Source organism: Flavobacterium cerinum (assembly GCF_024496085.1).
GTDB lineage: Bacteria > Bacteroidota > Bacteroidia > Flavobacteriales > Flavobacteriaceae > Flavobacterium > Flavobacterium cerinum_A.
The window spans coordinates 1061066-1085880 of the sequence record NZ_CP101751.1 but is presented as its reverse complement, the minus strand read 5'-3'; the positions used below and the strand labels follow the sequence as shown (position 1 = coordinate 1085880).

20 protein-coding genes are annotated in these 24815 nt (G+C 38.0%); 2 read left to right on the top strand and 18 right to left on the bottom strand.

The annotated features are described in order from the left end of the window. Positions 1–138 precede the first annotated feature (138 nt). The 17 genes from NOX80_RS04850 to NOX80_RS04770 all read right to left on the bottom strand — a co-directional run bounded on the left by NOX80_RS04850 (position 139) and on the right by NOX80_RS04770 (position 21622). Positions 139–3363: a hypothetical protein gene (locus NOX80_RS04850; protein ID WP_256552194.1), complete on the bottom strand. Its 3225-nt coding sequence runs from the start codon at positions 3361–3363 to the stop codon at positions 139–141. Between the two features lie 143 nt (positions 3364–3506). Then, positions 3507–3773: a hypothetical protein gene (locus NOX80_RS04845; RefSeq protein WP_256552193.1), complete on the bottom strand. Its 267-nt coding sequence runs from the start codon at positions 3771–3773 to the stop codon at positions 3507–3509. Between the two features lies 1 nt (position 3774). Beyond that, complete coding sequence (locus tag NOX80_RS04840; protein WP_256552192.1) at positions 3775–6789, bottom strand: hypothetical protein; 3015 nt, start codon at positions 6787–6789, stop codon at positions 3775–3777. Positions 6790–6800: 11 nt separating this feature from the next. Then, positions 6801–9593 (bottom strand): hypothetical protein, encoded by a 2793-nt coding sequence (locus tag NOX80_RS04835; protein WP_256552191.1) that lies wholly within the window; start codon positions 9591–9593, stop codon positions 6801–6803. A 31-nt stretch (positions 9594–9624) separates the two neighbouring features. Next, on the bottom strand, positions 9625–12675 hold the full coding sequence (locus tag NOX80_RS04830; protein ID WP_256552190.1) for a baseplate J/gp47 family protein: 3051 nt from the start codon (positions 12673–12675) through the stop codon (positions 9625–9627). 90 nt (positions 12676–12765) lie between these two features. After that, positions 12766–13176 (bottom strand): GPW/gp25 family protein, encoded by a 411-nt coding sequence (locus NOX80_RS04825; protein WP_256552189.1) that lies wholly within the window; start codon positions 13174–13176, stop codon positions 12766–12768. A 149-nt stretch (positions 13177–13325) separates the two neighbouring features. Beyond that, the gene (locus NOX80_RS04820) at positions 13326–13616 is read right to left on the bottom strand and encodes a PAAR domain-containing protein (RefSeq protein WP_256552188.1); all 291 of its coding nucleotides are present in this window, start codon (positions 13614–13616) and stop codon (positions 13326–13328) included. A gap of 99 nt (positions 13617–13715) precedes the next feature. Beyond that, complete coding sequence (vgrG, locus tag NOX80_RS04815; protein ID WP_256552187.1) at positions 13716–15461, bottom strand: type VI secretion system tip protein VgrG; 1746 nt, start codon at positions 15459–15461, stop codon at positions 13716–13718. Between the two features lies 1 nt (position 15462). After that, positions 15463–16197, bottom strand: coding sequence for a CIS tube protein (locus tag NOX80_RS04810; RefSeq protein WP_256552186.1), 735 nt, complete (start codon positions 16195–16197; stop codon positions 15463–15465). After that, entirely contained in the window at positions 16197–16355 is a 159-nt protein-coding gene (locus NOX80_RS04805) for a DUF5908 family protein (RefSeq protein WP_256552185.1), read from the bottom strand. The genes NOX80_RS04810 and NOX80_RS04805 overlap by 1 nt, the downstream gene beginning before the upstream one ends. Positions 16356–16558: 203 nt before the next feature. Continuing rightward, on the bottom strand, positions 16559–17023 hold the full coding sequence (locus tag NOX80_RS04800) for a phage tail protein (RefSeq protein WP_256552184.1): 465 nt from the start codon (positions 17021–17023) through the stop codon (positions 16559–16561). 2 nt (positions 17024–17025) lie between these two features. Continuing rightward, positions 17026–17457 carry a phage tail protein gene (locus NOX80_RS04795; protein WP_256552183.1) on the bottom strand — a complete coding sequence of 144 codons (432 nt, stop codon included), beginning with the start codon at positions 17455–17457 and terminating at the stop codon, positions 17026–17028. A gap of 30 nt (positions 17458–17487) precedes the next feature. After that, entirely contained in the window at positions 17488–17886 is a 399-nt protein-coding gene (locus NOX80_RS04790) for a phage tail sheath C-terminal domain-containing protein (RefSeq protein WP_256552982.1), read from the bottom strand. Between the two features lie 396 nt (positions 17887–18282). Then, the gene (locus tag NOX80_RS04785) at positions 18283–18861 is read right to left on the bottom strand and encodes a hypothetical protein (protein ID WP_256552182.1); all 579 of its coding nucleotides are present in this window, start codon (positions 18859–18861) and stop codon (positions 18283–18285) included. A gap of 25 nt (positions 18862–18886) precedes the next feature. Further along, positions 18887–19318, bottom strand: a complete 432-nt coding sequence (locus NOX80_RS04780; protein ID WP_256552181.1) for a phage tail protein — start codon at positions 19316–19318, stop codon at positions 18887–18889. Between the two features lie 29 nt (positions 19319–19347). After that, on the bottom strand, positions 19348–21018 hold the full coding sequence (locus NOX80_RS04775) for a phage tail sheath family protein (RefSeq protein WP_256552180.1): 1671 nt from the start codon (positions 21016–21018) through the stop codon (positions 19348–19350). A 31-nt stretch (positions 21019–21049) separates the two neighbouring features. Continuing rightward, entirely contained in the window at positions 21050–21622 is a 573-nt protein-coding gene (locus NOX80_RS04770; protein WP_256552179.1) for a DUF4255 domain-containing protein, read from the bottom strand. 580 nt (positions 21623–22202) lie between these two features. Between NOX80_RS04770 and NOX80_RS04765 the strand changes: the two genes are divergently transcribed. Both NOX80_RS04765 and NOX80_RS04760 read left to right on the top strand, forming a co-directional pair. Further along, positions 22203–22520: a hypothetical protein gene (locus NOX80_RS04765; protein ID WP_256552178.1), complete on the top strand. Its 318-nt coding sequence runs from the start codon at positions 22203–22205 to the stop codon at positions 22518–22520. Positions 22521–22549: 29 nt separating this feature from the next. Then, positions 22550–24142, top strand: coding sequence for a contractile injection system tape measure protein (locus NOX80_RS04760; protein WP_256552177.1), 1593 nt, complete (start codon positions 22550–22552; stop codon positions 24140–24142). A 157-nt stretch (positions 24143–24299) separates the two neighbouring features. Here the strand turns inward: NOX80_RS04760 and NOX80_RS04755 are convergent, their stop codons facing one another. Then, a complete protein-coding gene (locus NOX80_RS04755; RefSeq protein ID WP_256552176.1) occupies positions 24300–24812 on the bottom strand; it encodes a hypothetical protein in 513 nt (170 codons plus the stop codon). Between the last annotated feature and the right edge of the window lie 3 nt (positions 24813–24815).

The following is a 24815-nucleotide window of genomic DNA, read 5'->3' as shown; positions in this document are numbered from 1 at the left end:
GAATTAACCGTCTATGGTTTCTTTTTATTCTCAAAAATCAAACAAACAGAAACGTCGGGCCTTTCGGCCCTTCGTTTCAATGTCAACCAACAAACCTATTCACATTCTGCAATCAATTTAACCTAATTATCTTCAAATCTATGGTTGCGGCAATGGTTCTATTTCACTGTGAACAGCATAAGCATTCGCGAAATAAACCTTACTTCCGTCAACTTCCAGATTATAAACTCTGTACTCTCCGGTTACAAAATCGACATTTCTTAAGAAATCTCTCTTCTCATATTCTTTTATAAGTACCATTTCCGGTTGTAACAAACCTACCGGTAATGACGGCAATATTTCTTTGGTTTTTTCCGGTTCATGCGATTTCCATCCACCTTCGGTTAATACCGGGTGTGCTCCAGTGATAAAGTGTTGCTCCTCGTTTAATCGATACAATCGATCTACAGTCATATAAGTAACCGCATTAATTACCGTTACCGTATTACCATTAAGGGATTGTAACTTATCACCGGCTTTAACCTGTTCAATATTTCTTTTAACTCCACCGGCCATGGTTATCTGTGTTCCCGCAATAAACGAAGTACCGCCTCTCATAGGTGGCTGCGTTACATTTACATAGGCCACCTGATGATCGTCCATATGGTTATTTCCTGTACTGGCTCCTAAACCTACTTCAATTTTTCTTTGACCTACATTTAGTGTTCCCAGGAATACCGTATTCACTGTTGTCTGATCTACTAATTGACCATCCACATACCAATCATATCGCAATCCGGTAATATTACTTGGATTGTAAAGGGCTGCTTGTGCTACCACAATATCATTTGTAGTTGGCCCGTCCGGTGTTACGGTAATACTCATGATACGGGCTTTTTCTCCTACTTCAAAAGTAATAGAACTGGAGCCTTCCTGATTATTAGCATCTTTTACCGTTAGCTTAACTACAAAGCTTCCTGAATACGGGAAAGTAATATCTGTAATTGCTCCTGTATGATTAGTAAGATACACGTTAACATCTGTACATGTCCATAGATAGGAACTAATTGCAGCACTTCCCGGTACGACTGTACTTCTAAACGTTGTTGTTCTATCCGGCAAATACAAGGCTGCTTTATCCGGCTGTATAGTTACTGTAGGCGGTTTGATTTCAACCGTTGGCGGGATATACCAGTTTGTAAGTGGAATATGCTGATCACATCCGTTATTAGTTACAATAACATTTACCGGTAGTCTCGGATCTATTTTAAAGTAAGTATATTTTACATTTCCGGCACTATCCGGATTTAAACTAACATAAGCTCCGTTACCTAAGAAATCCCATTTATAATCATACCCTGCATCGTTTGTTACCTTAAACGTTACCGTAGTCCTTGACGAATCACCTTCCGGATAATCGAATCGGCTTGCTACAACCGTTACATTAGGTTGCGGTAAAACTTTAATTGTACAATTCGTTGCTTTTCCGTTTACTGTAAAACCGATTTCCTGGTTTAACAATGCTGTTTCAACCGATCCCGGATTAAATAAATATTGTCCGTTAACTTTTATAACACCTCCTGTTAAGCCTGTTGCCACTTTAGCTTTTACTTCTCCGTTAGACGGAGTTACCGTAAACACAATAGGTTTAGCATTTTTACAAATGGTTTCAGACGGCAGCGATAAACCAATATTTGATTTTGGTGTACAACAAACATACGGCAATGCAAAGTCAGCAATTATTGTCGGATCTGTTTCTGATTTATAAACAATCACAAAAGTACCGCCACGCATCACGCCGCCAATATGCCTTAAGCCCGGATTTTTCGTTACATAATCAACAAAATCAGCCTTATAATAGTCCTTATTATCTACTAACTGACTCAAAGACAATGACATGATTTCAAATCCCAATTGTCCTACATCTTTTGTTTTTTGAAGAAAATCAGCTATTTCGCGATAATTACCTCCCTGATGTCCTTCGATAAGGAAATACGGTTTATTGTCAATATTATAATCCAACGGTTTTTGTATTGCCAGATCCGTTGAAAGATAGGTTTTATCATAACTTAGGTTTCTATCGAAAGCCCTGTTGCTTGTTTTGTCGAAATTCCAAAGACGAAGTAACTTCTCCGATTTCTCATAATAAAACGGGATTGCTGACTCAGTTATACTATTTTTTTTCTTCGACGGTGTAATTCGAATTCCTGTGGTAATTCCAATCGGATCTCTAAACTCCGTTATTTGTTGTTTAAAGCGTCTGATTAATTCAATTACTCTTTGCTTAATTCTTTCACTGTCTAAAACCGGCGATTTATAGAATTTATGTCGGGCAAAGTCCGGCTGGTTTGTCGGGATCGTTTTTCCAAGCATAATGTGTTTTGGAAATGACATCAGATCCGGCAGACACTCTGTTACCGATTTAGGTAATAGTTTAATAATTTCTGAATACGTAATCGCTAAATCGTTTATAATGTCATACGCATATTGAAAGTTCTTATCCCGGTTACCAAGTACCGTCAAGACGTTTAAAAACGGGGTTCTATTTTGTATCGGTTCGTTAAAAAGCCTTGAAATAGAATCGACATTGCGAAACATCTGATCATAATTACTTTGATCCAATGCCTCTTTATAGGCTTGTCTCAATAATTCCGCAGAATTTAATCCCGGATTTAGAATAACTCGTTTTAATTTGAATTCCGTTAGAAGAGTATTCGAAACCATATGATTTCGATAAATCTTGTCATCTCTGGTAATTTTTTGGATACCGGCTTTTGACGTTAGCAATACTTTTAGATTTCGTACTTGCTGAATTCCGTGATTATCACAATCAACACCTCTACATGGTTTTACTTCTTTTTCATAGCTCTCCAGATAAAGCAGCAAATACTTATCATCCTGATTGGTAAGCGTACTCAATGGCTTAAAACCAGCCTTAGCCTCTTCGGCAGTTGCCAGTTCCCAAAGCGGAATCTGACTTTTCGGATTGTTGTAAAACGGAGCATATTTTGCTTTATCGTCTTCATACACCTTAAAATGGGTATATTCCTTACTCTCTAAATCGATATCTTTTAGCTCACTCATATAGGAGTCACCACTTAAATCAAGTGTTTTGCTTTTCTTATTTAACGTAAGCAAATCTCCATCTGTGGTTACCGCAACACCCTGAGAAAGCAGGATACTGCCGAGCTGTTTGTTTTTATAGATGAGTTGTGGCTGAAAACCGCACCCAATCCCCACTCCTTCCAGCATTACACGGGACAGACGGTCTTGGTCTTCAAAAAAATCCAGGAACTCGTTGAATTGTGTCTCCTCTACATATTGTCCTTTACTGAACTTTCTGTATTGAGTTGCTATTTTATATAATTGATAATTATCATTCATTTTTAATATTTTAAATGGTTCAACAGCTTTTCTTAGGAAGATAAACTGCGGTTATTTTTGCTTCTCACATGGCATCCATTTCCGCAGCCTCTATCCTAATTGCATTAAAGCATGACGAGTTTTATAAATCTTTTAAAGCTGTATTACATACAACTTTTACATCCACAACCTGTATCCGCATGAGCTGCTTTTTTCTCCAACGTTCCGATATAGTCTTTATATTTTGCTATAAATACGTCGGCAGATTCCGTCATAATATTTCTATCCTGCACGGTATCAAAACAGAAAAGAACTTCTCCGCTGTTCATTACCATGATTTGTTTTATATCGATAACGGCATCACTTGTGGTAAGCAAACTATCAACTTCAATGACAGTTCCGTCTTTTTCATATCGTTCGATCAGTCTCATATTATTTCTTTATTTCTCCTGTACAAGGGTTAATAGTCAAGAAGTTATTTTTAGGACAACCGTTATAAAGCACCGCACCACCTAGTTTCAATGTAGTCCATGCTACACCGGTGTGACACGAACTGTCTGCACAAACCAATGAGAATGAAATAAATCCGTCGTTTGGCTGATTGGCAGCAACAATAGCTTGTGCTTCATCCGGTAGAATTGTATACGTCCATCTACGGCTTCTTCCTGAAGTTTCTCCTTCGGCATATGCCTGTCCTGCCTGAAGCGCCGCACTACTATTATTTAAGTTCACAATATTAGTTCCGGTAGTCGCATTACCAAGTGGAATTGAATTCGCTAACAACTTGAATCGAGCCGAGTTACAAGCGTGTCCACCCGGACAAGGTCCTTTTGTATCGTGATACTGAATCGTGATTTCTAATCCTGTTAAACATTTTAATGTTGTTTGTCCTACGATTTCGATAGGGCTAAGATTAAATTTCTTAGAACATCCGTTAGGGTTCGAAATTGTAATGACAGGTGTGAAAGTATCTTTCTGACCCGGAACAAGTTTATAGATATTTGAAATTTTACCTGTTGACGGCACATCACCTGAACGGATCTGTCCGTCACCATAGTTCGCTGAATACGTTAAACCTGTAAGCGGACCCGTGATTGTAAATACCACAGTTGCATCCGGATGATCCGGAACTTCTCCATGAATCGGTTCTCCTGCGGTTACGGTTACATTTGGCAGTGCATGTACTGTCATTACTGCTTCTACCGGATCTTCATTAACTGTAAAGCTGATTGGTTGTCCTAAATTCTGAGTCGGAACCATGCTCGGGTTAAAGAAGCTTTGTCCTGCTGTTTGTGTAATCGCAGTTATTTCTTTGCCGCCTACAAAAGCTTTGATATCGCCGTCCAACGGAATCATTGTAAACGGAACCGGTGCATCGCTCTGACAAAGTTTTGAAACCGGTAATGCCAGGAATACCGGATCTTTTTTGGAACAACATAAATACGGTAATGCGAAATCAGCAAGAACGGCATCATCTTCTTCAGATTTATACACTAAGTATAATGTTCCTCCTTCCGGCACACCTCCATAATGCTCTAATCCTGATTTCAAGTCTAACAAGTCACTTAAAAACTCTGTCGCCACTTTGTCTTCCTTCGGATTTTGTTTTACAACCGAAACTCCTGATTCCGTAGCTTTAAAATCGACGGTATTCAACAATTTTAATTCTTTATCAAGACCGGAAATTGTTTGAAGTGCACGTTGTGTATTTGACACCTGATTTGTAATATCACTGGAAATCGAGATCAATTTTGCTCTTAAGTCTTTGATCGAGATTGTAGTTGCCGCAGCTGCTTGAATCGGCGTTGTAATCGCTGCTGTTGCAGCTGTAGCTGTAGCCGTTGCAGTGGCTGTTGAAGTAGCCGTTGCTGTTGCAGTGGCTCTTTCCAAAGACAATCCGGAAACATTAAATGCCAACCCGTATTGTTCTTTAAGATCGTTGATGTTTTTCATCGCGATCTTATACGGCATATCTAAAAAGCCTTCTACTCTATAGAAATCGTTTTTATCGATATTGTATGCCAACGGATTTTGTATAAAAGTATCGGTCGCCAAATTGGCTTTGTGATAACTTAAGTTATACGTTTCTTTCTGATTACGTGTTTTTTCATAATCCCAACTTTCCAACATAGACTGGTCGGCTACATAATAGAACGGAAGGGCTTTTTCTCCCAGCGGCGTATTCATAAAAGACGGCGTAATTGTAATCGGGCCTTTGAATGACTGGAAATTCTTAATCATTCGTACAAAACGTTTCGCCAGTAAATTCAATTTATCTTTATTCTCATCTTCATTAGTATTGATCGGAGAATTGTAAAACTGATGGCGATACGGTGTATTGTCGCCCAGGTTTAAAAGTGCACCAACCGGTCCTAACATAAGGTGTTTCTGGAATGCTGTGATATCCGGACAACACTCAGCTGTAAGATGTAATACCAATCCTTTGATTTCATTATAGGTATCCACCAAATCTTTTAACAAATCATATCGGTACTGAAAATCGTATGAACCTGTATTTAATACTGTATCCAACATATTTCTAAGGGTTGGCCCTCCGAAATCCATGCTAACATTAAAACTATTAGCAACGGCACTGAAACCATGATCCAAATCCGAAATAATCGATGTACTTTGGATTGCATTCTGGAATTTTGTTCTTAAAGCCAGTTCCGTTGTAACATCTCTTTTCAGGATAACTCTCGGAACTTCCACATTTTTCATGGTATTATACAGCGCTTCATAGCTATTGTATCGTTGATAAATACTGTCATAGCCATTACTGTTAAGTGCATAGAAATCCATATCGCTTCTGTTAGCCAAAAGCACTTTAAGATCCGATACCTGTTCAGCTCCGTTATTATCGCAATCAGCATCTTCACAAGGCGATTCTTCATTAGAATAGCTTTCCAGATAAAGGATTGCGATTTTCTTTTGTAAATCTTCAAGATTAATTTCACTTACAGGATGGAATGAACTGGCTACTACACCGGCGGCTATCATATCCAGACGCTCCGCATCGGAAACCAATTGCAACAACGGCATTTGAACATCACCGCTATAAAAATGCGGGTATTTATAGGTATCTGTATATTGTCTGTAATAAGTATAGGTTTCAGAAGCAGTATTGATCGTTACTTCTTTAGCATCCACGATTTTTCTGCGTAATGTTATCAGGTCACCGTCTGTTGTAACACCGGCCCCTTTTTTAATTACGATCGATCGCACTTCCTGTTGTTGATTTCCTACACCGGGAATTATTTGCCCGCTGTCTGAAAACATTTCCGTTTCAAAACCACAAACGAGTCCTACACCATTAAGCTGGGTTCTTGACAAACGATCCTGATCTTCGAAATAATCAATGAACTCATTCAATTGCCCTTCAGTTAACGCCTGGTTTACGTTAAACTTTCTATACTGGGTCGTAATATTATCTAATTTAGTATTCATTATTTTCTGTTTTATATGTTTGATTGTCCTAGTATAATTTTTCCATCCAGACTGTCGTTATCATCCACGGCACAGTCTAACAACCTTCCCGGTTTATAGATATTATTTAAGTTGGTCAACGAAGTCAGTAAGTCTTTTGTACTTTGACCTAAGCTACTGATGTTGTTTCTGGCTTTATCAAGAAGGAACTTTTTATATGTTCTTTCAAAGTCTGATAAATCCGTCATTGCTGTTTCCACTTCACTTTGTCTGTCACCAACCCAACAAATTTTTGCTAAGACGTGAGCCGGGAGTTCTTGTCGGATCACCGTTTCAGCATAACGTCTGAAATCGGCATCCATAAAACGATAGGCATATCCGGAAAGCACGACACTTACACGATAAGAATACGGATCAAAAATATCAGACTCGCATCCTTCTTCACAGGTTGTCATAAAAGTATCCGGATCGGCTGCACCTGTTCCGCCATCGCCATCATACATGACAATAAAAGTGTCTTCAATCGCCATACAACCGATACCACCCATCAAGTCATAATTCTTAACTGACGGTTTTAACAACAAGTGTTCAACCAGAAAAATACCTTCTTCCGTAAAATGATATTTTAAATAATCTACCAGTTTCAGAATTCCATCTTTCAATGCTTGCTGTGAGGTATACGGGTTTGTTTTCTTATGCGTTGCGATTACCACACTATCATCAGAATCATCTACAATTTCCACATAGAAATTATCCATTCCGGATTTTTTAATCATCATATTCCCGATACGTTCCGTACCGTTAAGCGTTGCTTCCAATGCGTTTTCAAGATCTTCCTGATCAATCTGAATCGTTTGATAGATTGCTTCATTCAACGTTTTTATAGCTGCATATTCAATCTGGAAGATTTTAACTCCGCATAGCGCAATCGCATTATCTTTATCTTTAACTTTCCATTTATAGGTAAACTTATTATTACCGATAGGTGTTTTAGTGATCAGAACCGGTGAATCAGACACATTTCTATGCTTATAATTTTCGATTCCTAAAAGACGTGCAATTCTTTTTTGAGCTCCGGAGACATTGAATGTATCCCAGATATCATCATCGGCAGTCAGATTATAATTATGTCCTAATCCTCTGTCAGTACTTATCGTACTGTATTCTTTCAGGAAAACTTCTTTATTTCTAAGAACAATTTCGTCTGTAGATTGGCCATAAAGCGCTTTCATCAGGAACGTATAATCACTGAATGTTTCAGCAAATCGGGCGATCAAGTGATCTAAAACCTGATTTCTTCGTTCTACACTATTGTCCAGCTCTTCATATAAAGAGTCCGTCAGTTTATCATCATCATTGGTTACATAATCGTTTACCAGACTTTCAAAACCATTGATTCCTTTAAGTGCCTGAGTGAAATACGTTCTTTTTAAAGTTCCGTTAACGCTCAGTACTTCTTTTACTTTTTCAAGATGTTTAAAATAACTGGCTAATATTTTGTCAAAAAACAACAAATACGCCTGTAACTGTTTGGCAAGCGCCTGTCTTTCCACATTCGGATTTCCTATGATACCGGATGTTCCCACCCCAAAGGTATCCGGGAATTCATTTAAAATAGACTCATAATTTCCAAGGTCATATGGTGTTCCTTCCGGCAATTCCAATACTTTATTTAATCGGGCATCTACTCGAAGGGCTTCTTGTTCCTCCAGGAATGTATCCAGGTACTCAGCAACTTTTTTCTTATTGATATTTAACGGTAATGATCCTTTAGAGTAGCTAAAAGAACTCAAGTCACACAAGACCGGTTTTTTCCCGTGCTCAATACAGATTAACCATTCATCTCCCTGTTGTAATGAACCGTTACATCCGGCAATTGAGATTTCTCTGATCTCTTTAACACCCTCCACTTTCATAACCACATTAATGATATCTGAAAGGCGTACTTCTTTTCTCAGTTGACTGTTTCTAAGTTCTTCCGTATCAATAAATCCGTTATCCAAAAGCGGTCCGTCGAAAATTTCGTCAGTAGTGTACCCTTTATCAAGCATTTGCTTTAACGAGTAGAAATGAACTTCCGGCGACAGGTAATTATTGATGCTTCTCAATACTTTAGCATGTACCAGTTCTTCGTCCGCTTTATTAGTCACTTCGATTCGGGCACAAACGGCTACACTTTGCGTTTCAATTTCTTTGATATCAACTAAATCTTCACAAAGGCTTCTGTTTGCATGATAGCGTTCCAGAATTTTGATTCGGGTATTTGATCGGTCGCAAACATCAGAAGAGTCCTCTCCTTCAAGTCCTTCTCCGTATTCTACATATAGATCATATAATCCTTTTACATTAAAACTTTCTATAGCAGCATCCGGGCCCAGGTCACTTGGATTTAACGCCAGTCTGCTCGTTTTACAGTCGGCATAAATCAATTCTGTTTTGGGTACCCACCAACAATTCTTTACAGCTCTGGTACTACCGCCTTTTAAACCGATATCGATAAACAATTTTCTGTAGTCCAGCTCGTTTAAAGGTCTTGACGGCAGAATTTCGGTTGCTTTTATAAACTGATTTTCAATATTTTTCTCTTTATCTTTTGAAGACAGGATATCTTCCATGTTGAGGTTCATTCGCATACCAAGATCGGTAATAGCATAACTTAAAACCTCCAGCGTTGTGATTCCCGGATCATGAGAGTTGTAATCTGTCCAAAGCTTTCCTCCCAGTTCTTCTATGTATTTAACACCTGTTCTACGTAAAAAATGAAAATCCAGCTGATCTTCAGTCTCCACCTTTTTAGGTATCATGATGTGACTATTTTCTGACATAATTATTTGTTTTTTTATCTATTTGTTTTGTTTAAATACATACCTGTTCTGCAATAGTGATAACATGTTGTTTTGCTGACACTAATATGGATTTTGGATCTACCTCAATTAAGTATTTTGTCTGTGGTATATTGTTGACAGACACTTGTAATTCGTCGATATAATCAACATAATAAAGCTGTTCCAAATAATTAACAAGCTGGTTCACATTTAGTTTCACATTAAAAGAGACTACATCAGAATCTCCGAAAGCCCAGGGGGATATATATTTTTTGATATCTTCATCCAATTGCTTACTATAAAATGCTTCATCATACTTGTCAAAGAATCGTACGCTCGCTTTTATAGTTGCTTCCTGATAATTCGGGTTGATAACCTGTGCCTTTACCTGCATTGTATTTAATCCGTTAACATAGTTCTGAATTTTGTTCAGGCTGGCACGGCTTACACGCGGCTGATAGACATCAAATGCATTTTTATTTTTTGTATTCGGCACGACTACTATCGTAACATGTCCCGGAGCCATAAATGATTTTTCTGAGGTATGATTCAGACATTTTGCCATAAATACATTAGGGAATTCCTGTAAAATAAGTTGTTCGTAATCCCACTGTGTGATGGCTCTGTTTTTATGTCTTAAACGTTCACTTACACGTCTGTAGAAAGCTTCATCAGCTTCTTTGTATTTTCCGTCGAAAGCATTATACGGCTGGCTAACCGATTTAATTTGCGGCACCCGGGTAATCAGTTTCGAGATGGTTCCTGCTTCCAATCCGTTTTCCAGATGTGACAAGTCATTATCCTGGTTTTGGAAAGTTGCCAGAACCGCCTGTGTATAAATTCCCTGAATTTTACACACCGCATCATAACTTGTCTTTGTTTTTGCTCTGATCCATACTACCTTCTCTGTAAATCGGGTATTGTTTGTGATGATATCTTTAGGCACCTTAAATTGCAGGATACCGGACTCAAGAAATCGTTTTGTTTCATTGATCAGAATATATTTTTTAAGACTTAACCATTCGTTATTAGAAAGGTAATCCCATTCGATGTTTTCATTTTCCTGAAATGTATCTGCTAAAGCATTTTCACTTCCTTCCAAAGTCTGGATTAATAATGAAACCGTTTCACCAGGATTGGCATCTAAACCGATATATAATTCGCCTCCTGCCTTATGAACAGGAACAAGATTTTTGATTGTTGCGTCTTTTTCAAACTGACCGAAAGCATCTTCATAAAATAGTTTAACACCGTCACTTTTTACCGGTTTACTGTCGCGAGCCAAACTCACAATAGTATAAACACTTTCCGAAGCTGTATAACTTAATTCGATATCAGCTGCCAACGGGATGTACGGTTCATTCGGAATTACAACACTTCTTTCTCCGCTTGTTAATGCCAATGTATATAGTTTCGGATACACATCCTGTAAAGCCGATTGGTTTAATGTTAAACGAATAGCTTCTGAAGCACCTCTGGTACTACTTGCATTATTTACTGAGAAATTAGTCTGATAACCGGTTCCTTTCTTTTGGAACAGTTCAATATTTGTTGCTTTTACAGACCACACTTCTCTTTCTAAAAGGGAAGCATTCGCTTTAAAATAGCTGTCTTTATCAACAATAGAGGCGTTATTCTTTGCCGCATCAAAAGTTGCTTTCGTAATTTCCTGATTCGGTTTAAGGATGTATCCTTTATAAAGATCCTTTATCGAATCCGGAGTATTTTTCCAGTTGATTGTTACTGCTGCTTTTTGCCATTTTTTAGCAAACATCTCCGGATATTTGATATAAAGATTAGATCCTGTTACCGGTTGACCTGTAAACGGGAAATAATCTTTTTCCGGATTTAATGTGCTATTATCGTTTTCAATTAAAACGGATTTTACTCCTTTTACATCAACCGTTACATTTACATTTTTAATTTCTTTCTCTGCCAATGCTTCATAAAGGCTGTAATATTTGCTTCCTTCGACAACAAATCGCACGACAGCCAAATCAGTTTGAAAAGTTCCGCCTAATGCTTCTTTATTATAGTTCACTACCGCAGGGAATTCTTTTCCAAGCGTAAAAGCCAACTGAAGCATTTTGCTGTCGTTTTTAAGGCATTTTAAAGCTGCACCGGACATCCATTCCTTTTCACCGCTACAAAGTAGTTTAAGGTTATTTTCGATGTCTCCAATTCGCATTTCAGCTAATTTTGACGTTCCGTTTTCCTCAAAGCTAATCGTTACGGTTACCGTACGCTCACCTTCTTTTAAATTGAATAATGAAGAAGCGATTGCGAAACCGAGCTTTGCGTTTTCAAGCTCTTTAAAATCGGATTTTTGAGGTTTGGATTCGTTCGAATTGTATCCGAAAGGCCACCAGTAGTTGCCTTGTTCCGGTAATTTTTCGGTTAATCCGTCTAATGTATTGGCCACACGGGCCATTTTTAATTCTTTTTTTGTTGTATCGTTTAAAAAGCTTTTTAGTTCAACCACTTTTGCCTGACTGGCAATAAGTTCTTTATCTGTTTTAAACACACGTTTTTTACCCGTTGCATCTTTTTTTGCATCGAGTAATGTGCCTTCCGGTACTCTTTCCTGGATTGCTTTTTTGGCTAATTCAAAAATCACATAAACTTTATCCGATTGGGCATCTTGTTTGTCGATCTTTAGAATTTCCTTGTAATAGAAATCCAAATGTCTTTGGGTAAGATTATTGAATGCCTTTTTCGAGAAGTCCATCAACTTAATAAAGCAGATAAATAAAGTCAGGTGAGGCGTCAGACTACCGTCTTTCTCGAATTGAGCAACGAGCTCTGTCACCTCTTTTTTCAAGCTCTTATAAGCAACACTTTCCCTACGTGGAATGGTATAATCATCAGCACCTAAAAAAAAGCCTTCCCAAGTTCCGGCAGGTGTTGTTGCATCATCTTTACCAAAATAATTTACATGATTGGCAAAATTGTTTGCAAATAGTAGCCAATCAAACAAATCAAAATCGTGCAATTCAAGATTACCAGGATTTAGTTCTGTTAAAAAGCGTTGCATTTGTGATTTTCCTTCACGATAATGCGAAAATGTATCTATTTTTTTCATTTGTTTATATTTAATTTTCTGTGGTCAGATGCAATACTTGATGTAAACTATTCCGGCAAATCAAATTGGGTCACAGTACTTTCAAGTCGATTAGATTTCTATGGCTTCTCCTTTATAGAAAGGAAAAACAATATTGCTTCTTGTATTGGTATTTCTTACTTCGTAATCTATATGTATCAGGATCTGTCCTTCCAGTTCGTCTGTGGTATCAATCTCAATATTGAGAAGGTTGATTCTCGGCTCATGGTATAAGATGGCTCTTTCGATGATACCTTTCATTTGTGTGATCAGCGTTAATTCTAAAGGGTTAAAAAGCATTTCCTGCAAATCACAGCCGTAGTTGGGAAACATAACGCGTTCTCCCGGGCGTGTTGACAAAAGAATGATGAGACTGTTATTGATATCTTCAACATCTGTAGTCATCGTTACATTTCCTTCAGTCTTATTAAACTCAGGCGGAAAGCTCCAACCTATTCCTAAAAAATCTGTATTTATTTTCATACTGCTCTTTATATTTTTTTATTGTAATAGTTCATACCGGTAATATTTATGTCTTATCATTACCGCAGTGTGGTTATGGATGTTTCAGTTATTCAGGCCCGGTGGCATATTGTGACCCAACCTTTACTGAGTTTAAATATCGTTGTAGCTTATCCACCAATTAAAACGGTAGGACAACCGGCTGAAATGACACCACCATGTGCTGTGCTATCCCCTTGTCTGGCTGCCGGTTTTCCACCTATCATTACAGTCGATGATCCTGCCGCGATAGTATCCGGAGGACCAGTACAGATTGCCTTGTCACCTGCTCTTGCTGCGGGCATACCGCCAATTAATACGGTTGGTTCACCGGCGGGTAATATAGGTCCGCCCACATGAGGTACGTTTCCGGTAACCATCGGGCAGGTATGCATGTCTGTGATTCTTGCTGCTGGTTTCATATATAGCTATTTGTTGTTTTTATTTTGATCTTACGATTTCGCTTCGCTTCATTTGCTCCGGCTTACTTATTTTTCTCATAGCGATCGTCGTTGATTTTTCTAATTGATTTTAACCTGCGATCCTTTGATTACGGTTACTGCTCCTGATGAAACTTCTGAACCGGAACTACCTTCCGCTTTAAACTGTGCGCTGGCTTTCAGGTTTATATTAGTTCCTTCGATTTTCACATCACCGGAAGCTTTTATTTTGATATCTCCTGCACTTTCCATTGTGATACCGTCACTCTTAAACGTCAACACGTTGGAATGTTCATCTTCAATTTTTATGATGTCGGCATCTTCATCTAAAATCACTTTTTTACCGGCCGGTGTTTCCAATGTGTATGAAATCTTATCATCGTTGAAGATCATTTTCATTTCACTTCGGGTTACAAATCCTTTTTCATGATTGTCATCGGTTGCAGTTATAGGAGCCGGTTTGGTACTACTGTGTAACATTCCCAGAACCACCGCATCGTTCGGATCATCATTAATGAATCCGATGATAACCTCATCTCCGATTTCCGGTCTGAAGAATGAACCTCTGTTTTCTCCGGCATCGAGTGTTGCTACCCGTGCCCAGATTCCTTCTTCTTCACTGTTAATGATTGGAATTTGTACCAGAATTCGATCTTCTCCGTCCGGATCCGATTCTAATTGCGTCACCACACCTACATGCAGACCACTAATGGACGGGATTATTCCGGATCCCGGCATGTCACTTATATCATACGTTTCAGAGAACCATGTTGGCGTTAAACCAAACTGTGCATTCACCAACCAGTTTCCGCCTGCAATTTCATGGCGTACTCCGGTCACATATATTTTTCCGTTAAATCGGCTTCCTAATCCTTCCAGTTTTAGTAAAACACCTGGTTTTACCTCCGAAATTCCCTGGAATTGTACTCTTCCGCGCGTTTTAGCCAATTGTTGAAAAGTCGCTCTTGCATCACTCCAGTCCTGTAGTTCTTCCTGTGTCAGGTTTCCTCCGTGTTTAAATTGCAGGTCTTCGACACCGAAAACGGCTGCAAGATCACCTGGTGAAAGATTACCGTTAAGTGCAATGGCCGGATCCTGAGCTTCCGCTTCTACAAGTTCCTGGTCGGTGTAGCTCCATGAAGTCGCTGTAATTTTACTAAACTGATCCCGGGCATCTATTTCTCCTTCAAACTCATGAATAGAGGAACCGTAAACCACTGTTTCTACCGCATCACCGCTAATTTTCGGTTTGGCAACTTTAACCGTTCCGTCATCTACAAAGCACAGTTTACCGTTAGCTTGTGCTCTGGCAACCATAAAATCCCAGTCAGAAGCACGATATTGTATTAATTCCTTGTGTGTATTTGCCGTTGCTTCCACATCAGCCGTAACACCGCCATTTCCGATGAGCTCTTCGATGATGTCACTGTCTTTACTTTCGTAGAAATATTTGCTTTTTCTGCCCAAGGTCATTTTAACCGCCTTGTCTTTACATTCTACAATCAGAAATGACGAACCGTTTTTAACTTTTAAATTGTGTTTAACCACAACCCCTTTAAAAATGGTTTTTTCATGTGAGTGATATCCGGCAGTGATTTCAATCTCTTTTCCCGGAATTAACAGATTTTCACTACTTAATTTAAAGTCCTGATCCGCTGCACTTCCGTCTAAAATGACAATGCGGGCATACGGAATTCTGTTTACTTCTTTCTCAACCACAATGCTTTTTACGCCGTATTTAGCCGGCAATTCCGTATCTCCGGACATTACTTTAAAAGTTACCAGATCGGGAGTTTTTGCTGTTTGTATGTAGCCGCTATTATTCATCTTATACTTGTTTATCTAAGGGAGGGAATTGTAATTCTGTTCCGGCCGTTAATTGTCTGAAATTGATCAGACCGTTTACTTTGGCTACTTCCAAATAATATTTAGTATCTCCGTAAATACGTTCTGTCATCAAAGGCAGTGTATCGCCTTTTTTCACCATTCTCTTGTGCGTAAGATCCGGAGAGTTTTTATTTTCGATTTTAGCCGCAAGTTCCGGGCTGATGGATTCTCTGAATTTTGCTTTTCCGATGGCTCTTAAAGGTCTTCCTTCGTTGTTAAACAATTTGTATTCAATTGTAAACTCCGACAGAATTCCCTGAAATTCAAAATCACCCCAATTCAGAATGACGTTATACGGTTTGTGGATTGGTCCGCTAAGTTCACCGGTAGCTTCATAAAATGCTTTTATCTGATCTTTTACTGCCGTTTTCACAAAAGCATCTTTTTTTCCCAATTTTTGAGCTATCGTATTCAGCAATTTATTTCCTGAATTTGCTTCCGTTACACCGGTTCCGTCAAAGAGAAACTCTAATTGTAAATCCGACGGAAGTGTCTTGGAGTAATTTAAATTCGCTTTAGAAGCGCCTTCCGGTTGATCAGAAGTAAACTCCGACTTATACGTCATGGAGAAACTCGTGGGATTGATAAAAGCTTTAAAAGCTCCTGCTTCGATTCTTCTATCGTAGTTTGAATCCTTGTAAGTTCCAATAGTTAATTTTTGAATTGATCCTCCCATTATCTTTCTTTTTTACGTTGTTCAATATTTACTATTTGCTCTACACTTTCACTTATTGCCCGCATAATTTGTCCCGGATCGACAGCTGCGGCATTTGTTCCGGATGTGTTTTCATCCACATTAATTTTAATATGGAGTTCTTTTATTTCTATTGGCATTTCGTTTGCTTTTAATTGATTAGTAAACACTTTAAACACTAACAATAAGCACTTTAAAGCGTTATTTATTAAAAAACTAAACACATAAAGCGTCCGTTCAGGTTGGTTGTATTAACCAAACTGTCGTCTTTTTTTCAAAAAAGATTTAGCTAAGATTTTATCTTGAACTAATACACTTTATGTGTTTAGTTTTGATATTCAAATTACAAGCTCAGGCCGCTTGCTGAAGGTATTGTGTAATATCTGTATTTCAGTTCTATCGTTTCAATAGCCAGCTTACTTTCTTCGGCATTAAATTCAGACACATCCCATTTTACCGGATAAGCTCCTACAATATTCCAAACCATTAATGGAGCTGTTGAGCCTACGCCTCCTGAAAGCGTTACGATTAGATCTCTGGGTTCGAAGTCAAATCGTTCCATGGCGTTTCTACACCACTGTATTAACCCGGAGTTTACTATCAGTCCACGCTTTAAAACTAAACTAGGATATTTTGGACGCAGCGGAAGTTGATGAACAAATCGGTTCTCTCCTCCTTCTGCATACTCTTCAGTTCCAATTTCTGTAGATAATCCGGATACAGATTGAAATCTGGAGTCAATACCCTCTGTTGTTGAGATTCCGTTTACGATAAACGAAAAACTCGTTGGAGGATATAACACAGCCATGATTAGTTATTTTCAATAGTTAAACCTTCGTGAGCGATCTCTAATGTTTCAATCGCTACTTCACTTGCATCCGCTTTAAGGTCTGTAGACTGTACTTTAACCGGGAATGCATTTTTCACTTTCCATGTGATTGCCGGCGATCCGGTTTCGTCTAAAAGTGAAATTGTGATAGTACGACGTTCTACTGTATTTAAGGTAACGGTATTGATCCAGTCGAAATACTCGTTATCACCTTTGAAAGATCCACGTTTTAATGTGATGTTCGAGAATTTTCTAAGTCCCGGTAATTTGATTTTACTAAAATCCGGGCTGGCACCATGTCTGTATTCAGCCGTTTCTGTCTCAATACCTAAACCGGTAACTTCCGTGAAACCTAATTTAGTTCCTCCCCAATCAACTTCAAAGGAGAACTTAGCTAATGGATATTCATTCATATTTTTTTATATTTAATTGTTATCTATTTATTATGCTTCTTGTAATTTGTGTGAAAAACGTAATACGATAAATTCCGCAGGACGAACAGCAGCCATACCGATTTCGATAATCATTCTACCTTCTAAAATATCCTGAGCAGACATTGTTTCGTTTAAACCAACGCTTACATAATAAGCTTGTTCCGGAGTACTTCCTGCTAATGCACCGCTCATCCATTGTTGGTTAAGGAAGTTTTCGATCATTGCTTTTACACGTACCCATGTTCTAGCATCATTAGAATCAAATACAAATCTTTCCGTTGCTTTTTTAACTGATTCTTCAACCATGTTAAAGAAACGACGTACTGAAATATATCTCCATTCGTTGCTGTTTCCGTCTAATGTTCTTGCCCCCCAAACTAAAGTACCTCTACCTGTGAATGTACGGATAGCGTTGATTGATTTTCCAGCTACAACATCTACGTTATAACCTTCTAACTTTGTGAAAATTTTTCACCGGTCTCTACTACAATCAGTTAACTCCGTAATTACCTGCGTGCCAAACTCTCGCACTGTGAATACAACAACTTTAGCATAAACTCCCATTGTCAAGACGGCTGAATTAACTCTACCTTAGAAATATTTCTTTTTTAGCCTGGTTGTAAATTGCAGAGTTTGCTTCTTTTAAAGCAACAAGATCCGCCGGAGCTCCCACAACTGCAACCGTAATTTGTTCAGATCTTTTTTTTTGTTGTCTGGTATTTTAACATCGCATCGTTTATAGTTGTACTTAAAACCGTTGTCAACTTATGGGTTAGCCGCTACCATGATTTCATCATGTTTGCTTCAACACGTGTCTGAAAGCAGCACACCACCGATTGAGTCCATAATTACAAACGTTCTCCTAATTTCTGCTGGTTTATTGAGTTTCACATATAAACTGTGTGCCTGCGATACTGTTAAACCTTCTGCATCCGGGTAAACGATTAATGTAGGTTCGTCTTCTTTTTCTAACAAGTTTAATCCTGCGTTTAACTTATCGAAATCCACTGCATTTAAAGCTGCTCCCGTTTTATAATGATTTACAGCAACGATATAACAAGGACCACCGCCATTAGCGAAGTACATTTGCATTGCGTAATACATTTTAAACTTACCTAAATTAGCTGCATTTAAAGTTGCTGTCGCTACGTCGTCAAGGATATCGATTGTGAATGGTTTGTCTGTAATAGAGTGTGCACCTTCAAAATCAGCTCCACCGAAAAGTGCTTCATACTCCATTAAAGAAGCGATTCTTGTCGGTTCATCTAACGTTCCTTTTTCTGTATATCCGATAAAAGCCGGAATCGCTGTTTCTACTTGTGCTACTGATGGCGGGAATTTCGAAATTTCCTCTACGTAAACCCCTGGTGTTTTGTAATTCATCTGTTTTTAATTTAAAAGTTATTTATTAATTGTTTTCGATTGTTAAACCTTCGTGAGCGATCTCTAACGTTTCAATCGCTACTTCACTTGCATCCGCTTTAAGGTCTGTAGACTGTACTTTAACCGGGAATGCATTTTTCACTTTCCATGTGATCGCCGGAGATCCGGTTTCGTCTAAAAGTGAAATTGTGATGGTACGACGTTCTACTGTATTTAAATTAACAGTATTGATCCAGTCGAAATACTCATTATCACCTTTGAAAGATCCACGTTTTAATGTAATGTTAGAGAATTTTCTAAGTCCCGGTAATTTGATTTTACTAAAATCCGGACTGGCACCGTGTCTGTATTCAGCCGTTTCTGTCTCAATACCTAAGCCGGTAACTTCCGTGAAACCTAATTTAGTTCCACCCCAATCAACTTCAAAGGAGAACTTAGCTAATGGATATTCATTCATAATTTTTGTATTTAATTGTTATCTATTTATTATGCTTCTTGTAATTTGTGTGAAAAATTCAACACGATAAATTCTGCAGGGCGTACTGCTGCCATACCGATTTGTACATTCATTCTACCTTCCACGATTTCCTGAGGTGATGTCGTTTCTTTACCAACAATCACGTAATAAGCCTGCTCCGGAGTAGTTCCTGCTAAAGCACCGCTCATCCATAACTGATTCAGATAGTTTTCGATCATCGCTTTCACTTTTACCCAGGTATTGGCATCGTTTGTTTCAAAAACAAATCGCTGTGTTGCATTTTCAATCGATTTTTCAACCATATCAAAAAGACGACGAACAGAGATATATTTCCATTCTGTACTTTCAGAATCGAATGTTCTTGCTCCCCAAACCAATGTACCTTTACCTGTGAAATTACGGATCGCATTTACCGATTTACCTTTTTCATGTACGTTCATTCCTTCCTGTTCTTTGTCTGAAATTTTTTCAGTCGGAGCGATTACATAATTAAGGCCCAGATTAGCCGGTGATTTCCATACCCCTCTGGTACCGTCAACTTTAGCATAAACTCCAGCCATTGTAGAAGACGGAGGCAATACTACGTTTAACTCACTGATTACTTTTTTGATCTGATTGTATAATACTGAATTCGAGAATTTCAAATCTTTCAGTTTTAATCCGTCAGCATCTCCTTTTTTATCTTCCGTAGTACCTAATTTAGTAACCAGTGTACTTAAAACCGGTGTGATTCCTGTAAAGACCGTTAATGTTGTTCCTTTTAAAAGCAGTAAATAAGCATTAGCAGGAGCCAAGTCAATTTTAACATCCGCAGTTACATTTACCTCTTCAATCAAAGCAATAGCGCTTTCCAGAATGTCGATAAACACTTTTTTATCTGGGGTTGTTTCTAATAATTCAGCATCCGATAATCCTTTTAATGCCGCTAAATCTGCGATTGCACCAGCAAACGGATTCGGACCGCCAGTTACCTGTAATCCGGTATGCGCAATTGCAAAATCGTCATTAAAGTCGTAATTCAATACGGTTTTTAAATGCGGGAAGTAAGCCGCTGCATGCATGGTAGATGCAATTCTTTTTCTAAGGTATTGGATTGTATTTACCTTTTCATTGTCTTCAATAGTATCTTCATGCTTTGATTCTCCCAGATACGTATCCATGATTAAGAATCTGTTTTTTAACGCATCAGCCTGAATTAATGCATCCTGATACAAGGCATAAAATTCTTCCTGAGTTGTTAATGATACTGCGTCCGGGAAAACAATAATTGTAGATTCTTCTTCCGTAGCCGTTGCATCAAGACCATCTTTTAATGCTGCTTTACTTACACCGTTTGAGTAGTCACCTACAGAAACGATATAACAAGGTCCGCCACCATTTGCAAAATACATTTGTACAGAATAGTACATTAAGAATTCTACAGTCGGTTTTACAATTGTTAATCCTTTGTCTAGTGTATCTTTTAATACGATACTTTCTTGTTTCGCTTTTCCAAAATACGTTTCATAGTCCATCAAAGAGTTAATCTTTTTTGGTACCAGACGTAAGTTTTTTTCTTTTTCAAGTGCTTTTTGAGTATACCCGATAAATGACGGGATTGCCGTTTCCACCTGAGCTACTGAAGGTGGAAGTTTTGGGATTTCCTCTATAAAAACGCCTGGAGTTTTAAATTCTGACATGTTTTAAAAATTTAGATTAATAATAATTTTCTTAGATTTTTTTTTCTTTTCTTAGGATATCGATTTCCTTGATCAATTCCGGAAGTGTAGTTCCTGATTTTTGAATTTTCACTACGCTCACTTTGTATAAAGCCGACGGAATTACTTTACCACCTAGTAATCCCCATACATAGCTTAACTGATCAAAAGGAAGCGGATGTAATTGTAATCTTACCTGAAAACCCTGTTGTTCATCAATAAATGTTTTTCGTGTGTTCAGGGATTCAATAGCCTTAGAAATGTTTTCAAGTGCGATCTCATAGCTATCTCTGTTTGCCGTAATCATGACATACAGGTTCAGATATGCCGCCGGATTTTTTTTCTTATATCCTTGAGGCACGGAGGATCCCACCGGATAAATAGGCTCATACCTTGACGTATTTTTTAATGCCGCCTCTTCTTCTGTACTTAATAATGTGATGACTAGCTTATTACTGATAGCCGTTGCATCGTTATCATCTTTTGAGATATTATCAATTACGACATCCACCGGATACTGGACACCCGGAGGATTCAGATCTGCATTTAGTCCATCGCTTAGCGCTTTTAATACTTTATAAATCATAATTTCCTATTGTTGATTATCACGATGCAAACATACAATCACACCTTCCGAAAAAACGAATATTTTGCCCTCTCAAAACTGTCTTTGCAGTAAGTCCTAAAAAAACACATGATAAAAAGTCAAAAAAAACAAACTCATAAAACACTGACAACGTGCAACTTAAAAACACGTGTATAAAGTAAAATTGTATCGCTTTTTGAAAAGACACCACGGGTGTATCGGATGATTCCTAAACTAACCCGATTCCAAATGCGTTTTTAAAAGCTTCTTTTTTTATAAAAAAAAGAAAGTCCCGGAAGCAAAAACGGATTGGAATCGGAAACGAATTATCTAACTTATTTACATAGGATTTTACTTTTAGCAAAATGGAATCATGCCATCAATTTTTGAGGTCCGAAAAAACAAGATTACGCGTTGTATCATTCCCAGTAATGACCGATAACAGCAGAGTATTTTATACGTAAAATCTTATTTTTTAAAAATTGCATTCTACTGCAAAGACTGAATACAGAGGGGCAATAACTCGTTCCGTGAGACCACTTCCAGTAATTTTGACCATCTAATTTTAATACTAATCAAGATGAATTTAAAGAATCTTTTTAACAAGCGTAATGAGATTGCGAATGGTCATTTTAATGAATTTCGCTCTAAAGTCGGATTGGCAGATGAAGGCGATGAGTACATTTTTTCAAAGAGAGAGACGATCTGCAATGCCTGTCCGTTAAAAAACGGTAATAGTTGTGATACCCAACGATGGATTGATCCGTTGACACTGGAAGTTTCCAAAATGCCAAAAGACGGCTTTATAAGAGGCTGCGGATGCCGACTAAGTGCCAAACAGAAATCAAAATACAGTAGTTGTCCGGCTGGTTTTTGGGGCGGGGAATTTGAAGTATAACAGTCGCTTATTCCTAAATCATACTTATTGTGGAACAAAACCATATTATTCATAAAGTTGTTATTGAAGTTTCGGTTAATAACCGGAAAAAAGCATACGAGATAAAGGACAATATCAGCAGCTTTCTGACTATGGATGTTTTTCCGAAACTTGAAAAGCACTTTAATAAAGCCCAGGCCAAACTAAAGGCTCATACCCTACAGATTTCCCGATTATCACTAGAGATTAATCAAACCGGAACGGATTTAAATGCGGAACTGGAAAGCAATATTATAACCGCTTTACGGGAAGAATTGTCTGAAAAAATAATAGAAGGATCAAAACAGGTTACGAATACCGGTAATGCCGACGATACAAACACTGATGAACAAACAACAATCAGTCTGCTGAGTGAAGAAGAAAAGTTATTGCTTTCTTTTATTCACTTTATAGAAAAGGGTTATATGCCCTGGTGGAATTCCAGTGAAAACAAAGTTTCTATTTTTGAACCGGATTCGTTTAAAAAAATGGTATTAACGAAAGCTTTTACCGCTAAGATGGCTTTCAGCCTGCGAAATCCGAAAGTAAGGGAACGCATTATTAATCAGCTAACCGACACGCAGATTGAACAAATATGCCGGGTCATTATCAAAACGAAGGATTTCAATATTGTATTAAAAAATCCTATAATCAAAAAAGTAGTACAGCAATCTTTAACGGATAGAAAAGCGATATGGTCTTTGATTCTAAGTGTTTTAATACAATCTTTTGATCATTCTAATGATGTCCTTCAAAATTATATTGTACAACAGTCGGTTAAAATAATTCCATTGCTTCAAGCAGCAGAAAATGAAGTTGCCGAAGAACAGATCTGGCAAGCTATAACAGCGGTTTTCCCTTTTATAAAAGAAAGAGAAACAGCTCGTTTCGTTACACTCCGGAATCAACATGATACGGATACCGACAAAACAGTGGGAATCAACAAAAAAAATTCGCCTGATGCAATTCAAAAAGCAGTACAGAAAGGAGCTGAAACTGAAACGAAATCAGGAACCGAATCCAAATTCGAAAACGAAGCAAAAATAACAAGTGAAAGTGAAGTTGACTTCGGTGACAACTTGCAAGATGAAACCCTAACCGATGATGAGGTTAACGGTTATCAAGTGGAAAATGCAGGGCTTGTTATTATTCAGCCATTTATGTACAATCTGTTTAAGCATTGTAATTTAGTTGATCCGGTAACGAATAAGCTTACCGATCCGGAAACCGGTGTCCATTTGTTGCACTATATTGCTACCGGAAAGACGAATCAGCCGGAAAGCGGTATGTTGTTTGAAAAATTCTTATGCAATATTCCTTTTAATCAAAGCATTAACCGGCATATTAAGCTTACGCGGAAGCAAAAATCGGAAGCCGCTAAAGTAATTAAAGCCGTACAACAAAACTGGAGTGCAATGAAAACAAGTTCTGTAAGCTTATTACAGCATGAATTCTTTCAGCGTCCGGGAAAATTAGTGTTAGCTGACAATCAGACGCTCACAATTGAACGCAAAACACAGGATATTTTATTGGATAAGTTATCCTGGGGAATCAGTATGATCAAATTGCCGTGGCATAACCAGTTTATATTTGTTAACTGGTAATCTTTTACTTACAGTATCTTTTTAATACCTTTTACATTTCCTATCACATCGTGTCATGCCTTTATATTTAAATTCTTTTAAATATAAACCGGCCTGATCGCATCATTACTATATAAGAAAAGCACCAATTATAGTTGGTGCTTTTCTTTTTACAGGTTTATCCTTTTCGTATTATTTTCTTTTCTTTATTAAAGCTTACCTCAACAGAGTCTTTAAAAACCTTATTCAGTACTAATCCGTCGACTTCCTGTCCTTTCCGGACACGATGAATACTGTTTCCGACCTTGAGCATAACCAACTCGTTTTTATCGCCCGATTTTATATAGCCATAATAACCAATCACTGGCCAGTTTTTTATTTCTTTCGGTTTTTCGGCAACGGTTGTTTTTACCGGAATGCTTCTTCTTACCGTAGCAACTCCGGTGCCACCACCGGTATTACTCTTTTCGGCGCGAACCAGCGCTTTATTTAAAAAGGGATCCCGACCGATTTTTTCGAGTCGGAATGTATCTCTTTCGACTTTTTTATCGCTAAAGTTATACTCCGTTGTTGCTGTTGTTGCCTTTATTTCCTCAGAAAAAAAATATTGCGACAAAGCTTTATAGGCTACGGTTCCCCAAAGCCCTAAAACAAAAAGGATCAGTACAATATTTATTTTCTTCTTTGCCATATT